This is a genomic window from Streptomyces sp. NPDC002057 (genome assembly GCF_040296665.1).
In the GTDB taxonomy this organism is placed as follows: Bacteria; Actinomycetota; Actinomycetes; order Streptomycetales; family Streptomycetaceae; genus Streptomyces.
The window spans coordinates 1-15,678 of the sequence record NZ_JBEOXR010000048.1 but is presented as its reverse complement, the minus strand read 5'-3'; the positions used below and the strand labels follow the sequence as shown (position 1 = coordinate 15,678).

Annotated in this window: 14 protein-coding genes and 1 pseudogene; 7 read left to right on the top strand and 8 right to left on the bottom strand. The window is 71.1% G+C overall.

Translation table 11 applies throughout. The features are described 5' to 3' along the window. Nucleotides 1–70 precede the first annotated feature (70 nt). The 3 genes from ABT129_RS29185 to ABT129_RS29175 all read left to right on the top strand — a co-directional run bounded on the left by ABT129_RS29185 (nucleotide 71) and on the right by ABT129_RS29175 (nucleotide 3,894). Nucleotides 71–2,023: a bifunctional phosphatase PAP2/diacylglycerol kinase family protein gene (locus tag ABT129_RS29185; protein ID WP_351907547.1), complete on the top strand. Its 1,953-nt coding sequence runs from the start codon at nucleotides 71–73 to the stop codon at nucleotides 2,021–2,023. Continuing rightward, on the top strand, nucleotides 1,989–2,966 hold the full coding sequence (locus tag ABT129_RS29180; protein ID WP_351907545.1) for a YihY/virulence factor BrkB family protein: 978 nt from the start codon (nucleotides 1,989–1,991) through the stop codon (nucleotides 2,964–2,966). The genes ABT129_RS29185 and ABT129_RS29180 overlap by 35 nt, the downstream gene beginning before the upstream one ends. A 124-nt stretch (nucleotides 2,967–3,090) precedes the next feature. Further along, the gene (locus ABT129_RS29175; protein ID WP_351907544.1) at nucleotides 3,091–3,894 is read left to right on the top strand and encodes a phosphatase PAP2 family protein; all 804 of its coding nucleotides are present in this window, start codon (nucleotides 3,091–3,093) and stop codon (nucleotides 3,892–3,894) included. A gap of 204 nt (nucleotides 3,895–4,098) precedes the next feature. Here ABT129_RS29175 and ABT129_RS29170 read toward each other — a convergent pair whose 3' ends face one another. Continuing rightward, nucleotides 4,099–4,638, bottom strand: coding sequence for a hypothetical protein (locus ABT129_RS29170; RefSeq protein ID WP_351907542.1), 540 nt, complete (start codon nucleotides 4,636–4,638; stop codon nucleotides 4,099–4,101). Between the two features lie 461 nt (nucleotides 4,639–5,099). On the opposite strand from ABT129_RS29170, the gene ABT129_RS29165 reads away from it, so the two are divergent. Further along, a complete protein-coding gene (locus ABT129_RS29165) occupies nucleotides 5,100–5,765 on the top strand; it encodes a deoxynucleoside kinase (protein WP_351907540.1) in 666 nt (221 codons plus the stop codon). Between the two features lie 239 nt (nucleotides 5,766–6,004). On the opposite strand, the gene ABT129_RS29160 is transcribed toward ABT129_RS29165, so the two are convergent. From ABT129_RS29160 to ABT129_RS29140, 5 genes are all read right to left on the bottom strand, one after another. Next, nucleotides 6,005–6,475 (bottom strand): Dps family protein, encoded by a 471-nt coding sequence (locus ABT129_RS29160; protein ID WP_351907626.1) that lies wholly within the window; start codon nucleotides 6,473–6,475, stop codon nucleotides 6,005–6,007. Between the two features lie 142 nt (nucleotides 6,476–6,617). Then, nucleotides 6,618–7,664: a fatty acid desaturase family protein gene (locus tag ABT129_RS29155; RefSeq protein ID WP_351907538.1), complete on the bottom strand. Its 1,047-nt coding sequence runs from the start codon at nucleotides 7,662–7,664 to the stop codon at nucleotides 6,618–6,620. 255 nt (nucleotides 7,665–7,919) lie between these two features. After that, nucleotides 7,920–9,464 (bottom strand): oxygenase MpaB family protein, encoded by a 1,545-nt coding sequence (locus tag ABT129_RS29150; RefSeq protein ID WP_351907536.1) that lies wholly within the window; start codon nucleotides 9,462–9,464, stop codon nucleotides 7,920–7,922. Continuing rightward, the gene (gene uppS, locus ABT129_RS29145; protein ID WP_351907533.1) at nucleotides 9,461–10,180 is read right to left on the bottom strand and encodes a polyprenyl diphosphate synthase; all 720 of its coding nucleotides are present in this window, start codon (nucleotides 10,178–10,180) and stop codon (nucleotides 9,461–9,463) included. The genes ABT129_RS29150 and uppS overlap by 4 nt, the downstream gene beginning before the upstream one ends. A 592-nt stretch (nucleotides 10,181–10,772) precedes the next feature. Beyond that, nucleotides 10,773–11,204 carry a response regulator gene (locus ABT129_RS29140; RefSeq protein WP_351907532.1) on the bottom strand — a complete coding sequence of 144 codons (432 nt, stop codon included), beginning with the start codon at nucleotides 11,202–11,204 and terminating at the stop codon, nucleotides 10,773–10,775. Nucleotides 11,205–11,687: 483 nt separating this feature from the next. Between ABT129_RS29140 and ABT129_RS29135 the strand changes: the two genes are divergently transcribed. Continuing rightward, nucleotides 11,688–13,286: a sensor histidine kinase gene (locus tag ABT129_RS29135; RefSeq protein ID WP_351907531.1), complete on the top strand. Its 1,599-nt coding sequence runs from the start codon at nucleotides 11,688–11,690 to the stop codon at nucleotides 13,284–13,286. Continuing rightward, complete coding sequence (locus ABT129_RS29130) at nucleotides 13,283–14,479, top strand: PP2C family protein-serine/threonine phosphatase (protein WP_351907530.1); 1,197 nt, start codon at nucleotides 13,283–13,285, stop codon at nucleotides 14,477–14,479. Before ABT129_RS29135 ends, ABT129_RS29130 begins: the two co-directional genes overlap by 4 nt. Before the next feature lie 111 nt (nucleotides 14,480–14,590). Here the strand turns inward: ABT129_RS29130 and ABT129_RS29125 are convergent, their stop codons facing one another. Next, entirely contained in the window at nucleotides 14,591–15,040 is a 450-nt protein-coding gene (locus ABT129_RS29125; RefSeq protein ID WP_351907528.1) for a GvpU-like protein, read from the bottom strand. Nucleotides 15,041–15,152: 112 nt separating this feature from the next. After that, nucleotides 15,153–15,320 (bottom strand): annotated as a pseudogene (locus ABT129_RS29120) (CsbD family protein); the annotation flags it as partial. Nucleotides 15,321–15,397: 77 nt separating this feature from the next. On the opposite strand from ABT129_RS29120, the gene ABT129_RS29115 reads away from it, so the two are divergent. Continuing rightward, nucleotides 15,398–15,559: a hydrophobic protein gene (locus ABT129_RS29115; protein WP_351907526.1), complete on the top strand. Its 162-nt coding sequence runs from the start codon at nucleotides 15,398–15,400 to the stop codon at nucleotides 15,557–15,559. Nucleotides 15,560–15,678 lie beyond the last annotated feature (119 nt).

Sequence of the window (15,678 nt, the reverse complement as noted above, 5' to 3'; positions counted from 1 at the left end):
GATCGGCCCGACGGCGGGCCGTGCGCCACGGTGCACGCATTTCCTGGCGCTTACGGGTAACACGCGGTCAATGACGAACGCACACAAGGCGGGAGCCAGACCCGGTCGCCTCCTCCTGTTGCTGCCCGTACAGACGGCCGTGGTGGCCGCGGTGGGGTTGCTGATCACCGGGCCCCTCTCGAACCACCCGCCTCTGTCGGCGGAAGACGGTGTCAACCGTGCCCTGGCCGCCCATCGCACCCCCTCCGCCACGTGGCTCACCGACGGATTGTCCATGCTGGCCGACACGCAGAGCGTGATCGCCCTGACCGTTCTGGCCGCGGTCACCCTGCTGCTGGCTCCCCGCGTGCCCCGGTGGCGGGAGGCGACATTCCTGGCCCTGACCGTGGCCGCGCAGTCCACGGTCTTCCTCCTCGTCACCCTCGTCGTCAACCGCGATCGCCCCGGGGTGCCTCATCTCGACCCGGCCCCGCCGACGTCCAGCTTCCCGTCCGGTCATGTGGGGGCCTCCATGGCTCTCTTCGGGGGCCTGGCCGTCCTCGCCGCCCGGCACCTGCGCGGTGCTCGGCGGAACGTCGTGGTGGGGTTGCTCCTGCTGATCCCGTTGGCCGTGGCGGCCTCCCGGGTGTACCGCGGCATGCACCACCCTTCCGACGTGGTCGCCGGGCTGCTGAACGGCGCCTGCACGCTGGCCCTCGTGGCGTCCGCGCTGCTCCCGACGCGCCGCCAGAACGCCGAGGCCGCCACGGACTCGACCCGGGACCCACACACGGACGTGGACCTGGACCCGTCCTCAGGCCCGAACTCAGACGTGGACTCAGCCGTGGACGCAGCCGCCGGCGGAACTCGGCGGGCTGTGGTGGTACGCCACCCGCACGCGTGCGGCGACGAGACCGCTGCCCGGGTCCGTGCCGTGCTGCAGCACCACGGGTACACGGAGCAGCAGTGGACCCGGACGACCCCCGAGGACCCGTCCGGCGCGCTGGCCCCGACCCTGGCCGGGACGGACGCCGACCTGGTCGTCGTGTGCGGCGGGGACGGCACCGTGCGTGCCTGCGCCGACGTGGTGGCCGGAACGTCGATCCCGCTGGCGATCGTCCCGTGCGGTACGGGGAACCTCCTCGCCCGCAACCTGCGGCTGCCGACCGAACCTGCCGCCGCCCTGCGGGAAGCCCTGTCCGGGCAGACCGTCGGGCTCGACATGGGCCGGATACGGGGCGACGGACTCGCGCCGACCCGGTTCGCGGTCATGGCCGGTGCCGGATTCGACGCCGCCATGGTCCGGGACGCCTCGCCGCGGCTCAAGGAGAGCCTGGGCTGGGCCGCGTACGTGCTCTCGGCCGCGCGGCACCTGTGGGACCCGAGGATGCGCCTCTCGATCCGGCTCGACGGGGGCCCCGTGCTGGAACGACGGGCCCGCATGGTCGTCATCGGCAACGTGGGCACCCTGCAGGGCGGGCTGCCCCTGCTCCCGCAGGCCCGGCCCGACAGCGGCCGCCTGGACGTCGTCCTGCTCGACCCGCGCGGGGTGACGGGCTGGCTCGCCGCCGCCGGGTACCTCCTCTCCCGCACATCGGGCCGCCGTGCGCCGTACGCGTCCGGCGCACCGCACGAGTCGGCACCCTGCGAGGTCGGTGCACCGGGCGAACCGGCGCCGTACACGTCCGACGCACGGGAGCGGCCCGTCGCGCAGGGCGCCCTGGAGTACTTCGGCGCGACCCGCGTCGATCTCCACTTCACTCGCCCCCAGCCGCGCGAGGTCGACGGCGACGTCTTCCCGGCGGGCACCCGACTGACCGCGGAGATCGAGCCCGGGGCGCTGCGGGTACGGCTGCCCGCGCCCTCCCGCACAGGCACGCCGGACCGGGCCGAAGTGCCCGGCCCGGCCGACCGGACCGCGGTGACCGGCGCTCCGGGCGAGGCAGGCCAAGCTGTCACGGCTGCTACGGCAGGCACGGGTGGTACGACCGGAAGGGAAGGGGGAGACCATGGGCACCGCGACGCGCGTACCGCAGCGCAGTGAGGTCAAGGCCGTCGAGGCCGAGCTGCGCCAGCAGGGCGACAGTCTGTCCGGCGAGGACGCCTGGGCCGCGCTCCGCCGCTACGGAGGCTGGGCCCTCCTTCGGGACTCCTTCGTCCGGTTCCGGTACGCCGACGGGTTCAGCCACTCCCGGGCCCTCGCCCTGCAGACCGTCCTCGCGATCCTCCCCTTCGCCATCGCGCTCATAGGCCTTTCCGGTGTGCTGCACACCGAGGACATCGGGCGGATAGCCGAGCTGACGATCCGCCGGATCAGCGGCCCGAGCCAAGGTGTCGTGGACGACGCCCTGCGCGAGAGCCGTCGCCACGCGGGAGAAGGCGGCGCGGCGGCCCTCTGGCTCGGTCTGCTGTTCTCGGTGGCCAACGTCACCACCGGCATGTGCCAGGTGGAACGCGGCGCCAACCGCATCTACGGGGTGGAACGCGACCGCCCGTTCCTGCACAAGTACGCCCGTGGGCTGGTGATGGCCGTCCTGGCCGGGCTCCCCCTCGGACTGAGCTTCTGCGTCACCGTCCTCGGATCCGACCTGAGCCGCGCCCTGATCGAGGTCTACCATCTCGGCCCGGCCACCCACCGCGCATGGGACGTGCTGCGCTGGCCGGTCGGGATCCTGCTGGCCGTGCTCGCCACCAGTGTGGTGTTCCGCCGCTCGCCCCGCCGTACTCAACCGGGCTACACCTGGCTCGCCTTCGGCGCGACCGTCCATCTCCTGCTCTGGCTCGGGGCGACGTGGGCACTGAGCCTGTACGTGGGCTCCTCCAGCTCATTCACCATCGTGTACGGCCCGCTCAGCGCGTTCATGGCGCTGCTGCTCTGGTCGTACCTCACCTCGCTCGCGCTGTTCCTGGGCCTGTCCTTCGCCGCCCAGCTGGAAGCCGTACGAGCGGGGGTGGCCGCTCCCGTCACGAAGGATCCCGGCGTCTGAAGCCCCCGGCAGGACCTGCCCCTGCCCCTCTCCCCCGCACGGCCTGATCCGGCCCCCGGCAGGCCTCGTCCCCTCCCCGGGCGACCCCCTTCCGCCCCAACAACCCAAAGGAGCCGTACCGACCATGACAGAGCGTTCCCCTGGCACCTGGCGGCTTCGTCTCCGCCGGCTCGTGGCGGGACACGGCGGGCCCGACGCCCGGTTCGGTGCGCGGCTGGCGGTGGGCGTGGTGCTCACCGCCCTGGCGGCCGTTCCGTTCTCCCTCGCGCTGGTTCTCGTGGAGTCGCGCTGGGCACCGCTGCACCGGCTCGACCAGGACGTGGCCGAACGTCTGCACCGCTCGGCGCTCGACCATCCCGCCTGGGTCCGCGTGCTCGAATTCCTCACGCACGTCGCGTGGGGACCGCTGACCATGCGGCTGCTGGTGGCGGCGATCGTGGTGTGGCTCTGGAGGCGCCGGGCCGTGCGGCTGGCGGCATGGGCGGCCGTCACCGCGACGGCGAGCGGGCTGGTCGGCCTGCTCGCGAAGCATGTGGTCGAGCGCGCTCGGCCGCATCTGCCCGACCCCGTCGCCGACGCTCCCGGCTTCTCCTTCCCCTCCGGGCACGCCATGACGGCCACCACGTCCTGCGCCGTCCTGCTGCTGGTCCTGCTCCCGCTGGTACCCCGGAAGTGGCGGCCTCTGCCGTGGGCCCTCGCCGTGGTGGCGGTGCTCGGGGTGAGCTACACCCGGGTCGCGCTCGGTGTGCACTGGGTGAGCGACGTGGTCGGGGGCTGGCTGCTCGGACTGGCCGTGGTCACCGCGACCACGCTCGCCTTCGAGGCGTGGCGCGGCGACATCGGCCGCCGGCACACCACACCCGCTGAGGGTCTGGAGCCCGAAATCACGACGGCCGTGCCGGAGCCGGTCAGTCGGCCTCGATCCTGATGACGCACGCGCCCGGCTCCCGGCCGGGCGTCCGGAGGGGCCGCTCCGAGCGGGGCCCGTACGGTTCACGTGGCCGGCGGTTCTGCCCTCAGGGCCGCATACCACCGAGCGCGGCGGTGTGGCCTGTGTCCGCACAGGGGCGATCCCCGACCCGCACCCGGGCGCGGGCGGCGGACCCGAGGAGCGGGCGGCGCTCGATCGCCGTCACTCCGGCAGCGACGCGCCCCGCTCCTCCAGCGTCTCGGCGAGGATGCGCACGGCCTTCGGACCGACACCGTGCATGGCCAGGAGTTCGCGCCGCGTGCGCTGCGCCACCTGGTCCAGAGTCGTCAGTCCCGCGCCCAGCAGAGCCCGCGTCGCCGGCCTGCCGATACCGGCGGGCAGGTCGCCGCCCGGTTCGTCGGCCGAGGCCTCCGCGGCGGCCAGCGCTGCCGCGAGTTGCTTCGGCGCCCGGCTGAACCAGGAAGCCCGCACCAGGGCGTTCAAGTCCTTGCCGTTGACATCGGCCAGGGGCACGCGGAATCCGATCGGCCTGCCCGCCCGGATGACGCCCTCGCCGGTCGCGTGCGCCGCCACTGCGGCTTCCGTCTCGTCCTGGGGCAGTCGCAGGAGTACGTGGCCGTCCTTCGCCACCGAGACGAAGCCGTTGCCCCGTACGGAGAAGGCGACCCGGCCACGAGACGTGCCCTCCTCGACCTCCGGGAGGGCCGTGGCGTACGCGCGCAGGTGAACCACGGTAGTCATCCGTGCAGTCTTCCACGGTGGAGCGGGCAGAGCCCGCCCGACGAGATCTCTGACGATCGCCGCACAGGGCATCACCGACGGCGTGACCATGGGCGCGGGCCCAGGCGCGGATCTCGTCGGTACGGACAGGGCTGCCGCAGGCGGCTCGCTCGGGTGTGGTGGCGAGTCCGCCGGACGGCGCCCGACGCCGGCGCTCTGTCCAGTGCGGGGCGCATCGTCATCTAGGATTCAGGACGGCTGCTGGGCAGCGCCATGTCAACCTGCGCGGCGACCGCGTAGCGGTCCATCCCGCAGGTCGACGAAGATCGGTCCGATCCACGTCAGACCGTGATCCCGCCCCCGACCAAGACCACATGACGCTCATCACAAGGCTCCTGGGAATCATGTGCCCGCCGATGTGCGTCTCAAGGGTGCGGGAGCCAGCTCGCCCGCACGAACATGGGTTTCAGGAGAAGTGAGGTATGCCGGTGATCTGCGTCGGCGGCATGATCGGAATCGGCAAGACGAGTGTCGCCGAGCTGCTCGCCAGGGAACTGGGCAGCGAAGTCTTCTACGAGAGCGTGGAGGACAATCCGATCCTTCCGCTCTTCTACACGGCGAGCGCCGAGGAGATCCAGGCGAACCGTTATCCCTTCCTGCTTCAGCTCTACTTCCTGCAGACGAGGTTCGCGTCGATCAAGGCGGCGTACAAGCAGGGCGACAACGTCCTCGACCGGTCCATCTACGAAGACTGGTACTTCGCCAAGGTCAATCACGACCTGGGACGGATCAGCTCACTCGAGATGCGGGTGTACGAGGGCCTGCTCGACGAGATGATGCGCGAGATCGACGGCCTGCCGTACCGCAAGGCGCCCGATCTCATGGTCTACCTCAAAGCGGACTTCGAGACGGTGCTGCACCGCATCGGCCTGCGGGGGCGCGACTTCGAACAGGACGAGCACCTCGTCGAGTACTACCGAACGCTGTGGTCGGGGTACGACGAGTGGGTGTACAAGCACTACACGGCCAGCGAGGTCCTCGTCGTCGACATGAACCGCAGGGACGTGGTGAACAACCCCGAGGACGCGGAGCGCCTGGTGCGCGAGGTCAAGGACGCCCTGGCCACGGCCAGGCATCAGGCTCTCTGAGCTGCCCTTGGCCGTGAGCCAGCCGGCCGTGAGCCAGCCGGCCTTGAGCCAGCCGGCCGTGGGCCGGGACGGCGCCGGGACAGTCGTCACCGGCACGTACGCCGAGTGGGCCACGGTGAGGCTGACGCCCGCCGTGGCCCTCCCGCCGTCAGGTGCGGTCGCAGGGCGGGGTGACCAGGACGGCGGAGAACGCAAGGGCGTCGAGGACCGCGCGTCGGGCTTCCGCCGGGCCTCCGACTTCAGGCGCTCTCCGCCTGGTACATCCAGGCGTGCTTCTCGAGATCGGCGGTGAGCGCGATGAGGATGTCCTGGGTGACCGGGTCAGGCGCGTCTGTGGCCTTGATCCGCTCGCGCATCCGCGAGATGACCGCGCCCAGAGCGTCGACGAGGATCTTCACGGCGTCGGTGTCCTTGATCCAGCCGGTCGGGACGGTACCGATGGCACTGCCCGAGGCCACCGTTTCGGCCCGGCCGTCCGGGTTCACCCCCACCGCCGAGGCTCGTTCGGCCACCACGTCGGAGTGCTGACGAGCGGTGGCGACGACCTCGTCGAGCTGCAGGTGCACCGAGCGGAAACGCGGCCCGACGACGTTCCAGTGGACCTGCTTGGCGACGAGACTCAGGTCCACCAGGTCGACGAGGGCCCCCTGAAGGGCGTCCCCGACCGTCTTGAGGTCGGATCCCGACAGCGGACTCTTCACCACAGACATGGACATTCTCCAATCATTGGTACGTTTCCTCCCCTCCACACCTGACCGGAAAGACATATTTCAAACACCGAGAAACAAGAGATCAGACCGACACTTCTCGGTGGTTCACGAGGCGCCCACCCCGCAAGACGGCGCTGCCTCGTCAGGCGGTGCGCGGCCTTCTCAGGGCGGCTCCCGCCGTATGGAGGCTGGCGAGGGCCTGACCGTAGGAGCGGAACAGGCTGGTCTCCAGATAGCTGACCCCGAGCTCCCGGCAGTGGCCGCGGACGATGGTCTGAGCCCTGCGCAGGTGCGGGCTGGGCATGCTCGGGAAGAGGTGGTGCTCGATCTGGTAGTTGAGGCCACCGAGGACGATGTCGGTGAACCGGCCTCCCCGCACGTTGCGCGACGTGAGGACCTGGCGCCTCAGGAAGTCGGGCCGGTCGGCGCCCCTCAGGATCGGCATGCCCTTGTGGTTCGGGGCGAAGATCGAGCCGAGGTAGACACCGAAGAGGCACTGGTGGACGAGGAGGAAGACGATCGCCTTGCCGGGCGGCAGCACCAGGAACAGCACGCCGAGGTAGCCGGCGAGGTGCGCGGCGAGCAGGGAACCCTCCCACGCGCGGTGCTTGAGTGAGCGGCCGAACAGCGACCGCACCCCGGCCAGGTGCAGGTTGAATCCCTCCAGCGTGAGCAGCGGGAAGAACAGGAAGGCCTGCGAGCGGCCGAGCAGTCGCGGCAGTCCCCTGGCCGCGCGGGCCTGGTCCTGCGTCCAGACGAAGATGTCCGGGTCGAGATCGGGATCCAGGTCCTCGTGGTTGGGGTTGGCATGGTGACGGGTGTGCTTGTCCTGCCACCAGCCGTATCCCATGCCGATACCGAGGTTCCCGGCAACGCGCCCGGACACCTCGCTGGCCCTGCGCAGCCGAAAGACCTGCCGGTGGGCGATGTCGTGCGCGAGCAGCGCCACCTGTCCGAACACGAAGGCGATGAACCCGGCCGCCAACAGCGTCCACCAGCTGTCGCCGATCAGGACGAAGGCCGTCCACCCGGCGGCGTACAGGGCCGTGACAGCCAGGATCCGCAGTGCGTAGTACCCGGGACGCCGGGCCATGAGCCCCGCTTCCTGGATCTTCCGGGAGAGCCGGGCGAAATCGCTGCCCTTGTCCGCCCGAGCGGGAGGAGGACGCACCGTCTGTGAGGAGCTCATGATCAGAAAACGCCTTCCGTAGGGCCGAACAGAGAAACCGGCGGCGCCCGGGCGGAACGCCGCGCCCCGGGCCCACCCGGCACGCGGGTGACTCCCCATACTGCGCATACCCGGGATCACGGACTTGACGTACGACTCGTCCCGGATCTTCGCGTATCCGTACCGAGGTTCCGGGCAGCTCCACCGGCCCCTCCCCATACGGCCCCCGCGCGGGCATGTCTCTCTCCCTCGCCCGAGGATCCCGACGCCACGCTGTCAGGCATCGGCGAGGAGGGGGTCGTACGGGGTGCTCGTGCGGCGGCCCGACATGAAGGAGAGGAAGTCGCCGACGAAGGCGCTGCGGCCGTAGGCGCCGCCGGTGGCGGTGAGGTCGCGGTGGAAGGCGGTCCGGAAGAGGGTCCGGTACTCGTCCGCGTCGATGGTCCCGCTGCCGTCCTTGTCGGTGGCCTCGAAGAGCACCTCGGCGACACGGATGAGCGCGGGTCCGGCGAGGGACGGTACGGCGGCGGCGTACTCCTCGACGCTGACGCGGCCGTCGCCGTCCGTGTCGAGGGCGGTTTGGAGCTCGCGCCACCAGGCGGCGAAGGCGTCGTAGAGCCGGGTCTCCTCGGGTTCGTCGAGGTCGAGGCGGGTGGAGAGTTCGCGGGCGATGGCGGCGAGGTCGGGCCAGTCGAGGTGGCCGTCGCCGGTCTGGTCCAGCACCTGGCGGAAGAACTCCTCCGCCGAGCGTCGGCCCTCGCCCGTGGTGGCGGAAGGTTCCGAAGCGGCGTCGGGGTCGGCGCCCAGCGGTGCGAGGAGGCGGAGCAGGGCCGACGCCCGCTTCATGCGGGCGCGCAGGGCGGTCACGGTCCGGGCGCGCGGGTCGTCGCTCTCGGGCGAGAGCGAGAGGACTTCGATGATGTTCTCGGCGTTGATCCAGCCTTCCGGCAGGAAGCGGGCGAGTCCGGCAGCGAAGTAGGCGCCCTGCATGAGGGTCGGGGCACCGGGCATCTCCGGCAGGCCGGCCCGTCGCCGGTAGGGCTCGGGAAGCGAGGCGACGGTGATCGCGCCGAGGAGCGGACCGGCGACGGCTCGGCCCGCCGCCCACAGCGTCGGGGCGCCGTCGAGCAGCGCCGGGGCGGGCAGGTGGTCGAAGAGCCGGTAGAGGATGACGCGGGCTGCCTCGGTGTTCTCCAGCTCGTTCTCGACGACCCCGTCGAAGTACCGCCAGAAGTCGTGGAGGTCCGCGGGGAGTTCACCGGCGTCGCCGTCGAGCGCGGCAAGAAAGGCCCGGTACTCGGCGTACATGCGCTCCATGGTGTGCTGGTCGAGCGGCTGGCCGCTCAGCCGGCACATGGTGACGCCGCTCTCGAAGAGGGTGGCGACCACACACGCGCGGGTCGCGCGGTTCATCGCCTCGTAGGCGCGGCCGCGCGAGTCGGAACCGCTCATCCGGGCGTGCAGCCGGTTGAGCCGGGCGGCCTCCCGTTCGCGTACCGCCGGGTCGGTGTCGAACATGCGCCGCATGCTGAGGAAGGTGTTGCGGAGGCGGCGCCAGGGGTGGGCGACGAAGGTGGAGTTGTCGACGAGGGCGGCGCCGATCTGCGGGTGAGCGGCCTCGAGCACGGTGGCGCGGATCATGGCCAGCGCCCAGCGCGGGTCATCGAAGAAGGCGCGGAAGTGCGAGTCGGGGCCGAACAGGTCTCCCCCGTCGGCCGTTCCGGTGGTTCCGGTGGTTCCACCTGTTCCGGTGGTTCCGGTGGCTCCCGTAGTTCCGGTGGTTCCCGTGGTTCCCGTAGTTCCGGTGGTTCCGGTGCTCATGATGGGTCTCCGTTGGTCCGGGGCGGCACGCCACCGAAGCGGCGGTCGCGGCGCCGGTAGGCGTGCAGGCAGGCGAGGAAGTCGGGGGCCCGGAAGTCCGGCCAGAGCGCCTCGGGGAAGACCCACTCGGCGTAGGCGACCTGCCAGAGCATGAAGTTGGAGATGCGCTGCTCGCCCGAGGTGCGGATCACCAGGTCCACGTCGGGGGTGTCGGGGAACGGGAGATGGTCCGCGAACACCCGCTCGGTCACCTCGTCGGGGGGCGTCCCGCTACGGATCAGCGACCTCGCGGCCTCGACGATGTCCCGGCGCCCGCCGTGGTCGAAGGCGACGGTCAGCGTCATGCCCCGGTTGTCGGCCGTCAGCGTCGTGAGGTCGTCGAAGTCCCGTGCCAGCTCACGGGGGATGCGCGGATCGGCGGCCCCGAGGAAGCGGCACCGGATGCCCCGGGCGAGCAACAGCGGCGCGTGCTTGCGCACGACCCGGCGGACCAGACGCATCAGGTACTCGACCTCGGCGCCGGGGCGGCTCCAGTTCTCGGTGGAGAACGCGTACAGGCTGAGCCACTCGACGCCGGCCGCCCGGGCCGCCTCGATGACGTCGATGACCGTGGTCTCCGCGGCCCGGTGGCCCGCCGTTCGGGGAAGCGAACGCTGCTGCGCCCAGCGGCCGTTGCCGTCCATCACGCAGGCCACGTGCCGCGGCACCGCACGCACCTGTTCGCCGGCATCCTCGCCGGGCTGCCGCGGGCCCGGTCGGCCCTCGCGGGCCGCACGTGCGGGCGGGACTCCGCGGTCCGTCCCGCCCGGCCCCGCCCCATCGGGATCGGCACGACCGGTCGTCCCGCGTTCAGCCACGCCCACCCTGTCCCGCCGCCCCCGCCTCAGCCACGCCCCACCGGCGCGCATCCTCCCAGGAGTCTGACAACGTGAAGGGGCCCTGACCGGCGGAAAGGGTGGCTGTCACCCTTGGCGCGTACGTCCGAGTCGTTCGCGGCACCGGCCTCGGGCAGCGCTTCCTCCGGTGATCGCCAGGGGCCCCTCCGGCTCTCTCCCATGCGACGCCGGGTGATCGCCGCGCGGCGGGGGCCCGGTGCGACGGGGCCGGCGGCAGGACCTGCCCGGGCACGGGTGAGCGCCCGCCTCGGGGGATGATGGCGGGCGCTCAGCAGTCATTCCTCGGTCCGGACCCTCCCGGATGCAGCCCGCCCGGGTCCGGATGCGGCCCGGAAGAGTCCGGACGCAGCCCGGACGCAGCCCTGACCCAGTCCAGGCCTTCCCGATACGGACGAAGCCGGGTCGTCCGTGATCAGTCGCGGGGCGCCCGAGTGGCGGTGTCGAGGTAGAAGGCGTCGATGCTCTGGACGGCCGTCTCGAACTCCTCCAGATTCACCGGCTTGGTCACGTAGGCGTTGGCGTGACTGCTGTAGGCGCCGTTCACGTCGTCGGGGGCGGAGGAGGTGGTGAGGACGACGACCGGGATGGTCTGGAGGTCCTCGTCGGTCTTGAAAACCTTGAGCAGGTCCCGGCCGTTCATGCGGGGCATGTTCAGGTCCAGGACGATGAGGTCGGGGCGGCGGGTGCCGGGAGCGCGCAGGTGCTCGAGTGCCGCGACACCGTCGGTGACCTGCACCAGATTGCGGGTGCCCCGTTCGGAGAGGGCCTCTTCGATCAGCATGGCGTCGGCCACGTCGTCCTCGACGAGGAGGACGTCGAAGGGCTGGGCAGGGGCGGTCGTCATCGGGTGCTCCATGGGTGCTGCGTCGGAGTGGTCGAACAGTCCGGGCCAACGGCGCCGGGCGCTCTGGCGGGTCTCATCCCGCATACGTCGCCGATCCGGGGGGTATCCGGCGCCCGCGCGGGCCGCGGTAAGCGCCGCGGTTCGCTGAAGCCGCTCGGCGGCCTTGTGGATGTGCTCCAGCAGGTGAAGCAGGCTGAGGGACTGCGCCGCATCTCGGGGCACGATGTCCGCTCCCCCCCTCCGGGGCGATGTCCTCGGCGGAGAGATGGAGGGTGAGGCGTCCCGCCAACTGGGCGACCGCCGCTGTCGCGACGGCGGCGGTCTCGTCGGATGTGGTGCGCAGAACCAAGTTCCTGCTGGGCATATCCGGCACTGTAGGCCCAGATCCGACCCCGCGACAACATCTGTTGTCGCTCACCCCTCTACAGTGTGCACTGCCGCCCGTCTCTGTTGAGGGTGGCCACCACCGGAGGGGCATGCGGCATGAGTGGAACGGCAAGATCGCGCACGGGGAGGCTGTCGACCTGGACGACCCGTCGGTGGCTGCGCGTGGGCGTGGCGGCCTCACTGACGGTTCTCACCGTCCTGGGCCTCACCGGGGCGTGGGTCCTGGGGCGTACGGCCTCACTCAGCGACGACCTCGTGAGCGTCAGGTCGCCCTCCCTGAGTACGACCTTCCGTCTGGAGTCGGCGCTGCTGAAGCAGGAGACCGGGGTCCGGGGCTACGGACTCACCGGAGCCGCCGACTTCCTGGAGCCCTACCGGCAGGGTCTCGACGAGCAGAGGACCTTCACCACCCGACTGCGTGAGTTGCTTCGCGGTGACCCGGCCGGAACGAGGGACCTGGCCGTGGTGGAGGAACGGGTGGAGGCCTGGCAGGAGCGGATAGCCCGACCGATCGCGGCCGCCCCGGCCGGCTCGGCCTCACCCCTGGCCACGGAGCGGGCCGCGGAGGGGAAGCGGGCGTTCGACGCGGTCCGCGCCGCGCTGAGTACGCAGCAGGCTCGTCTGAGTACCGAGCGTGCGCGCGCCGCAGAGGATCTGTCGGACACGATGTCGCTGCGGAACTGGGTGTTCGGCACGATCGCCGGGCTCATCCTGCTGCTGGCGGCCCTGGTCTTCGAGGCCCTGCGCCGCGGCATCACCGCCCCCCTGGGGCAGCTCGCCACGGATGCCAGGGTCATCGCGGGCGGAAACTTCGAGCATCCCATCGTGCCGACGGGGCCCGCGGACCTGCGGCAGCTGAGCGGCGAGATCGACTCCATGCGCCGGAGACTCGTACGGGAACTGGCGTTCGCCGAGGAGGCCCGCGAGCGTCTCGACGCACAGGCGGCCGACCTCCAGCGGTCCAACGCCGAGCTGGAGCAGTTCGCGTACGTGGCCTCCCACGATCTTCAGGAGCCGCTGCGCAAGATCTCCAGCTTCACGCAGCTCCTGCAGCGCCGCTACGGCGGACAGCTCGACGAACGGGCGGACCAGTACATCGCGTACGCGGTCGACGGAGCCAACCGCATGCAGGTCCTCATCAACGACCTTCTCGAGTTCTCCCGGGTGGGGCGCCTGCAGGACGACCTGAAGAGCGTCGACCTCGAGGAACTGCACGAGCGGACACTGTCCTCCCTGAGCATGAGCATCGAGGAGACCGGGGCGTCGATCACGCACGACGCGCTGCCGTCCCTGACCGGCGTCGGGGCCCAGCTGAGCATGTTGTGGCAGAACCTGATCGGCAACGCGATCAAGTTCCACCGCCCGGGCATCCCGCCGCGCATCCACGTCTCCGCGGAACGGGACGGCGACCTGTGGCGGTTGGCCGTCACCGACAACGGCATCGGCATCGCTCCGGAGTACGCCGAGAAGGTCTTCGTGATCTTCCAGCGGCTGCACACCAAGGACGCCTACAAGGGCAGCGGCATCGGGCTGGCGATGTGCAAGAAGATCGTCGAGTTCCACGGCGGCACCATCGCCGTGGACCCCGACCACCGCGACGGCGCCCGCATCACGTTCACCCTCGCCGGCGCCCCGGCCTCCGAACAAGCCACCGGAGCGCAGCCGGCGGGCGTCGTGTCGGAGCAGACGCCGTGACCCTCACCCGCACCCACGTCGCGACTCCGGCTCCCGCCGATCCGACGTACCGGATCCTCCTCGTCGAGGACGACGAGGCCGACGCCCTGCTCGTCGAGGAGCTCCTCCACGACACCGGGCTCCGGTTCGAGCTGACCACCCGGACCACGCTCGCGGAAGCCCGCCCCGAGCTCTCCTCCCACGCGCACAACTGCGTGCTCCTCGACCTCCACCTGCCCGACGTATCCGGTGCCGAGGCCGTCGCCGCCGTCCGTGCCCTCGCCCCGCACACCGCCGTGATCGTGCTCACCGGCCTGTCCGAGAGCCAGGCCGGCGCCGAGACCATGACCGCCGGCGCCCAGGACTACCTCGTCAAGGGCCGGGTGGAGCCGGAACTGCTCCGCCGGACCCTGCGCTACGCGGTCTACCGGAGCGCGACCGAGCGCTCCGCCGCCCAGGCCCAGAAGGCCCGGCTGCGCGCCGAGGAGAACGCCCGCCTCGAACGCCGACTGCTCGCCCAGCCCATCCTGGACACCACGAGCGTCACCGTGACCAGCCGTTACCTGCCCGGTGCGGAGGGTGCCCTGCTCGGCGGAGACTTCCTCGATGTCGTCGAGGGCGACGACGGACTGCTGCACGCGGTCGTCGGCGACGTGAGCGGACACGGCCCGGACGCCGCCGCCGTCGGCGTCTGCCTGCGCGTCGCCTGGCGCTCCCTCGTCCTCGGCGGCCACCGCGGCCCCGCGCTCCTGGGGCTCATGGAACGGGTCCTGGTGGCCGAGTGCGGCGACGAGCCGCTCTTCGCCACCTGCACGATCATCACCCTCGACCAGAAGGCGGCCACCGCCACCTTCCACCTCGCCGGTCACCACGGTCCCCTCCTCACCACGGCCGAGGGCACCCGGGAGGTGACCGCGGCACACGGGACGGCTCTCGGCCTCGCCCCGGGGATCGGTCACTGGACTCCCACGGTCCTTCCGCTGCCAGCGGTCGGCGCACTGACCGTCTACACCGACGGTCTCACCGAAGGACACCACGGCTCCGGCCGCGACCGGCTCGGCGTGGAGGGCCTCCTGAGCCTCATCCAGCAGATCCCGCCGGACGACCCCGCCGCGCACGTGGACCGTCTGATCGCACAGACGCAGGCCCTGAACGCGGCACGCCACACGGACGACGTCGCCGTCCTCCGGCTGGACTGGAGGACAGCGCGGTAGGACGGCTCACGGTGCCTGGAACGGTCGCCGCGCACCACGCGGCCGGTGGTGCGCGGCGTCCAGGGCATCGCGATCGGTATCGGCCGCCGGAGTAGCCGGCCCGCCCCTCGCCTACGCCTTCGGGTCGTCCCTCAGGACGCCCAGGAACCAGCCGGACACGTCGGCCAGCCGACCACGCCAGATGGGGAACCGCACCAGCTGGTTGGGCGTCATGACAGCGGCGTCCCGAAGGTGGATCCACCGCGGGAAATCAGTGGGCTTGGGAACGCCGGCCCGGTCCAGCGCCCTCTCGGCCTCCCTCTGAAACCCTGAGAGGCCGGACATGCCCGATCCTCTGGTCAGAGCGTCCCAGCTGTCCAAATACGCTTCGCGTCCGATGATGTTCCCGGAGACGATTCCTCCGGGAACGTTCAGAGTGACACCGACGGCGGCCTCCTTGGCCTCGTCGGAGTCCATCAGGTCGACCAGAAGCCGCAGGTCCATGTCGAGCACCGGCTCCACGATGCCCGGGTGCCCCACTTCAGTGTCGGGCTCCGTTGCGGGCCCTTCGGAATTCGACATTGCCGTCCGCCCCTCGTCAGGTGTGTTCTCGAAGCCCGCCTACCCCGGTCGACTCACTTCGGACCTGCCAGGTCTCCCTTTTCCAACGGACGGCTCCTTCCGAGGTGACTCGGAGGGCGCCCTTGACGTGCTCCTTGGCCTCGCGAGCCTTGCCCCTGGCCTGCTCCGCCCGCCCTTCGGCGGTCATCCGCTCGTTGCCGACCACGCGGCCCAACGGTTGGCCTGTGCTGCCGAGCGCGCGGCTCCGCGCCGATCCGGGCGAGTACCACTTCCCGCTCAACGCCCTAAGAATCCCGTAAATATCGCACGCATGACCGAGGGATGGTGGGGCAGACGGTGCGTCGGAGGTTGATAACCATGGTTCCCCTGATTCTCGTTCTTCTGCTCGTGCTCATCCTGTTCGGCGCCGGCTTCGCGATGAACGTCCTGTGGTGGGTGGCGATCGTGCTGCTCGTCCTGTGGCTGATCGGCTTCGTCGCCCGCCCGAAGGGCAGCAGCGGCCGCTGGTACCGCTGGTGACCGCACCGTAGTTCCGTACCGTGTGGCCGTGGGCCCACCACCTGACAGGTGGTGGGCTGGGAGCACCTGAACATCGCGAACGACGACTTCATCCGCACCACGCAGAAGCGTCACACCGA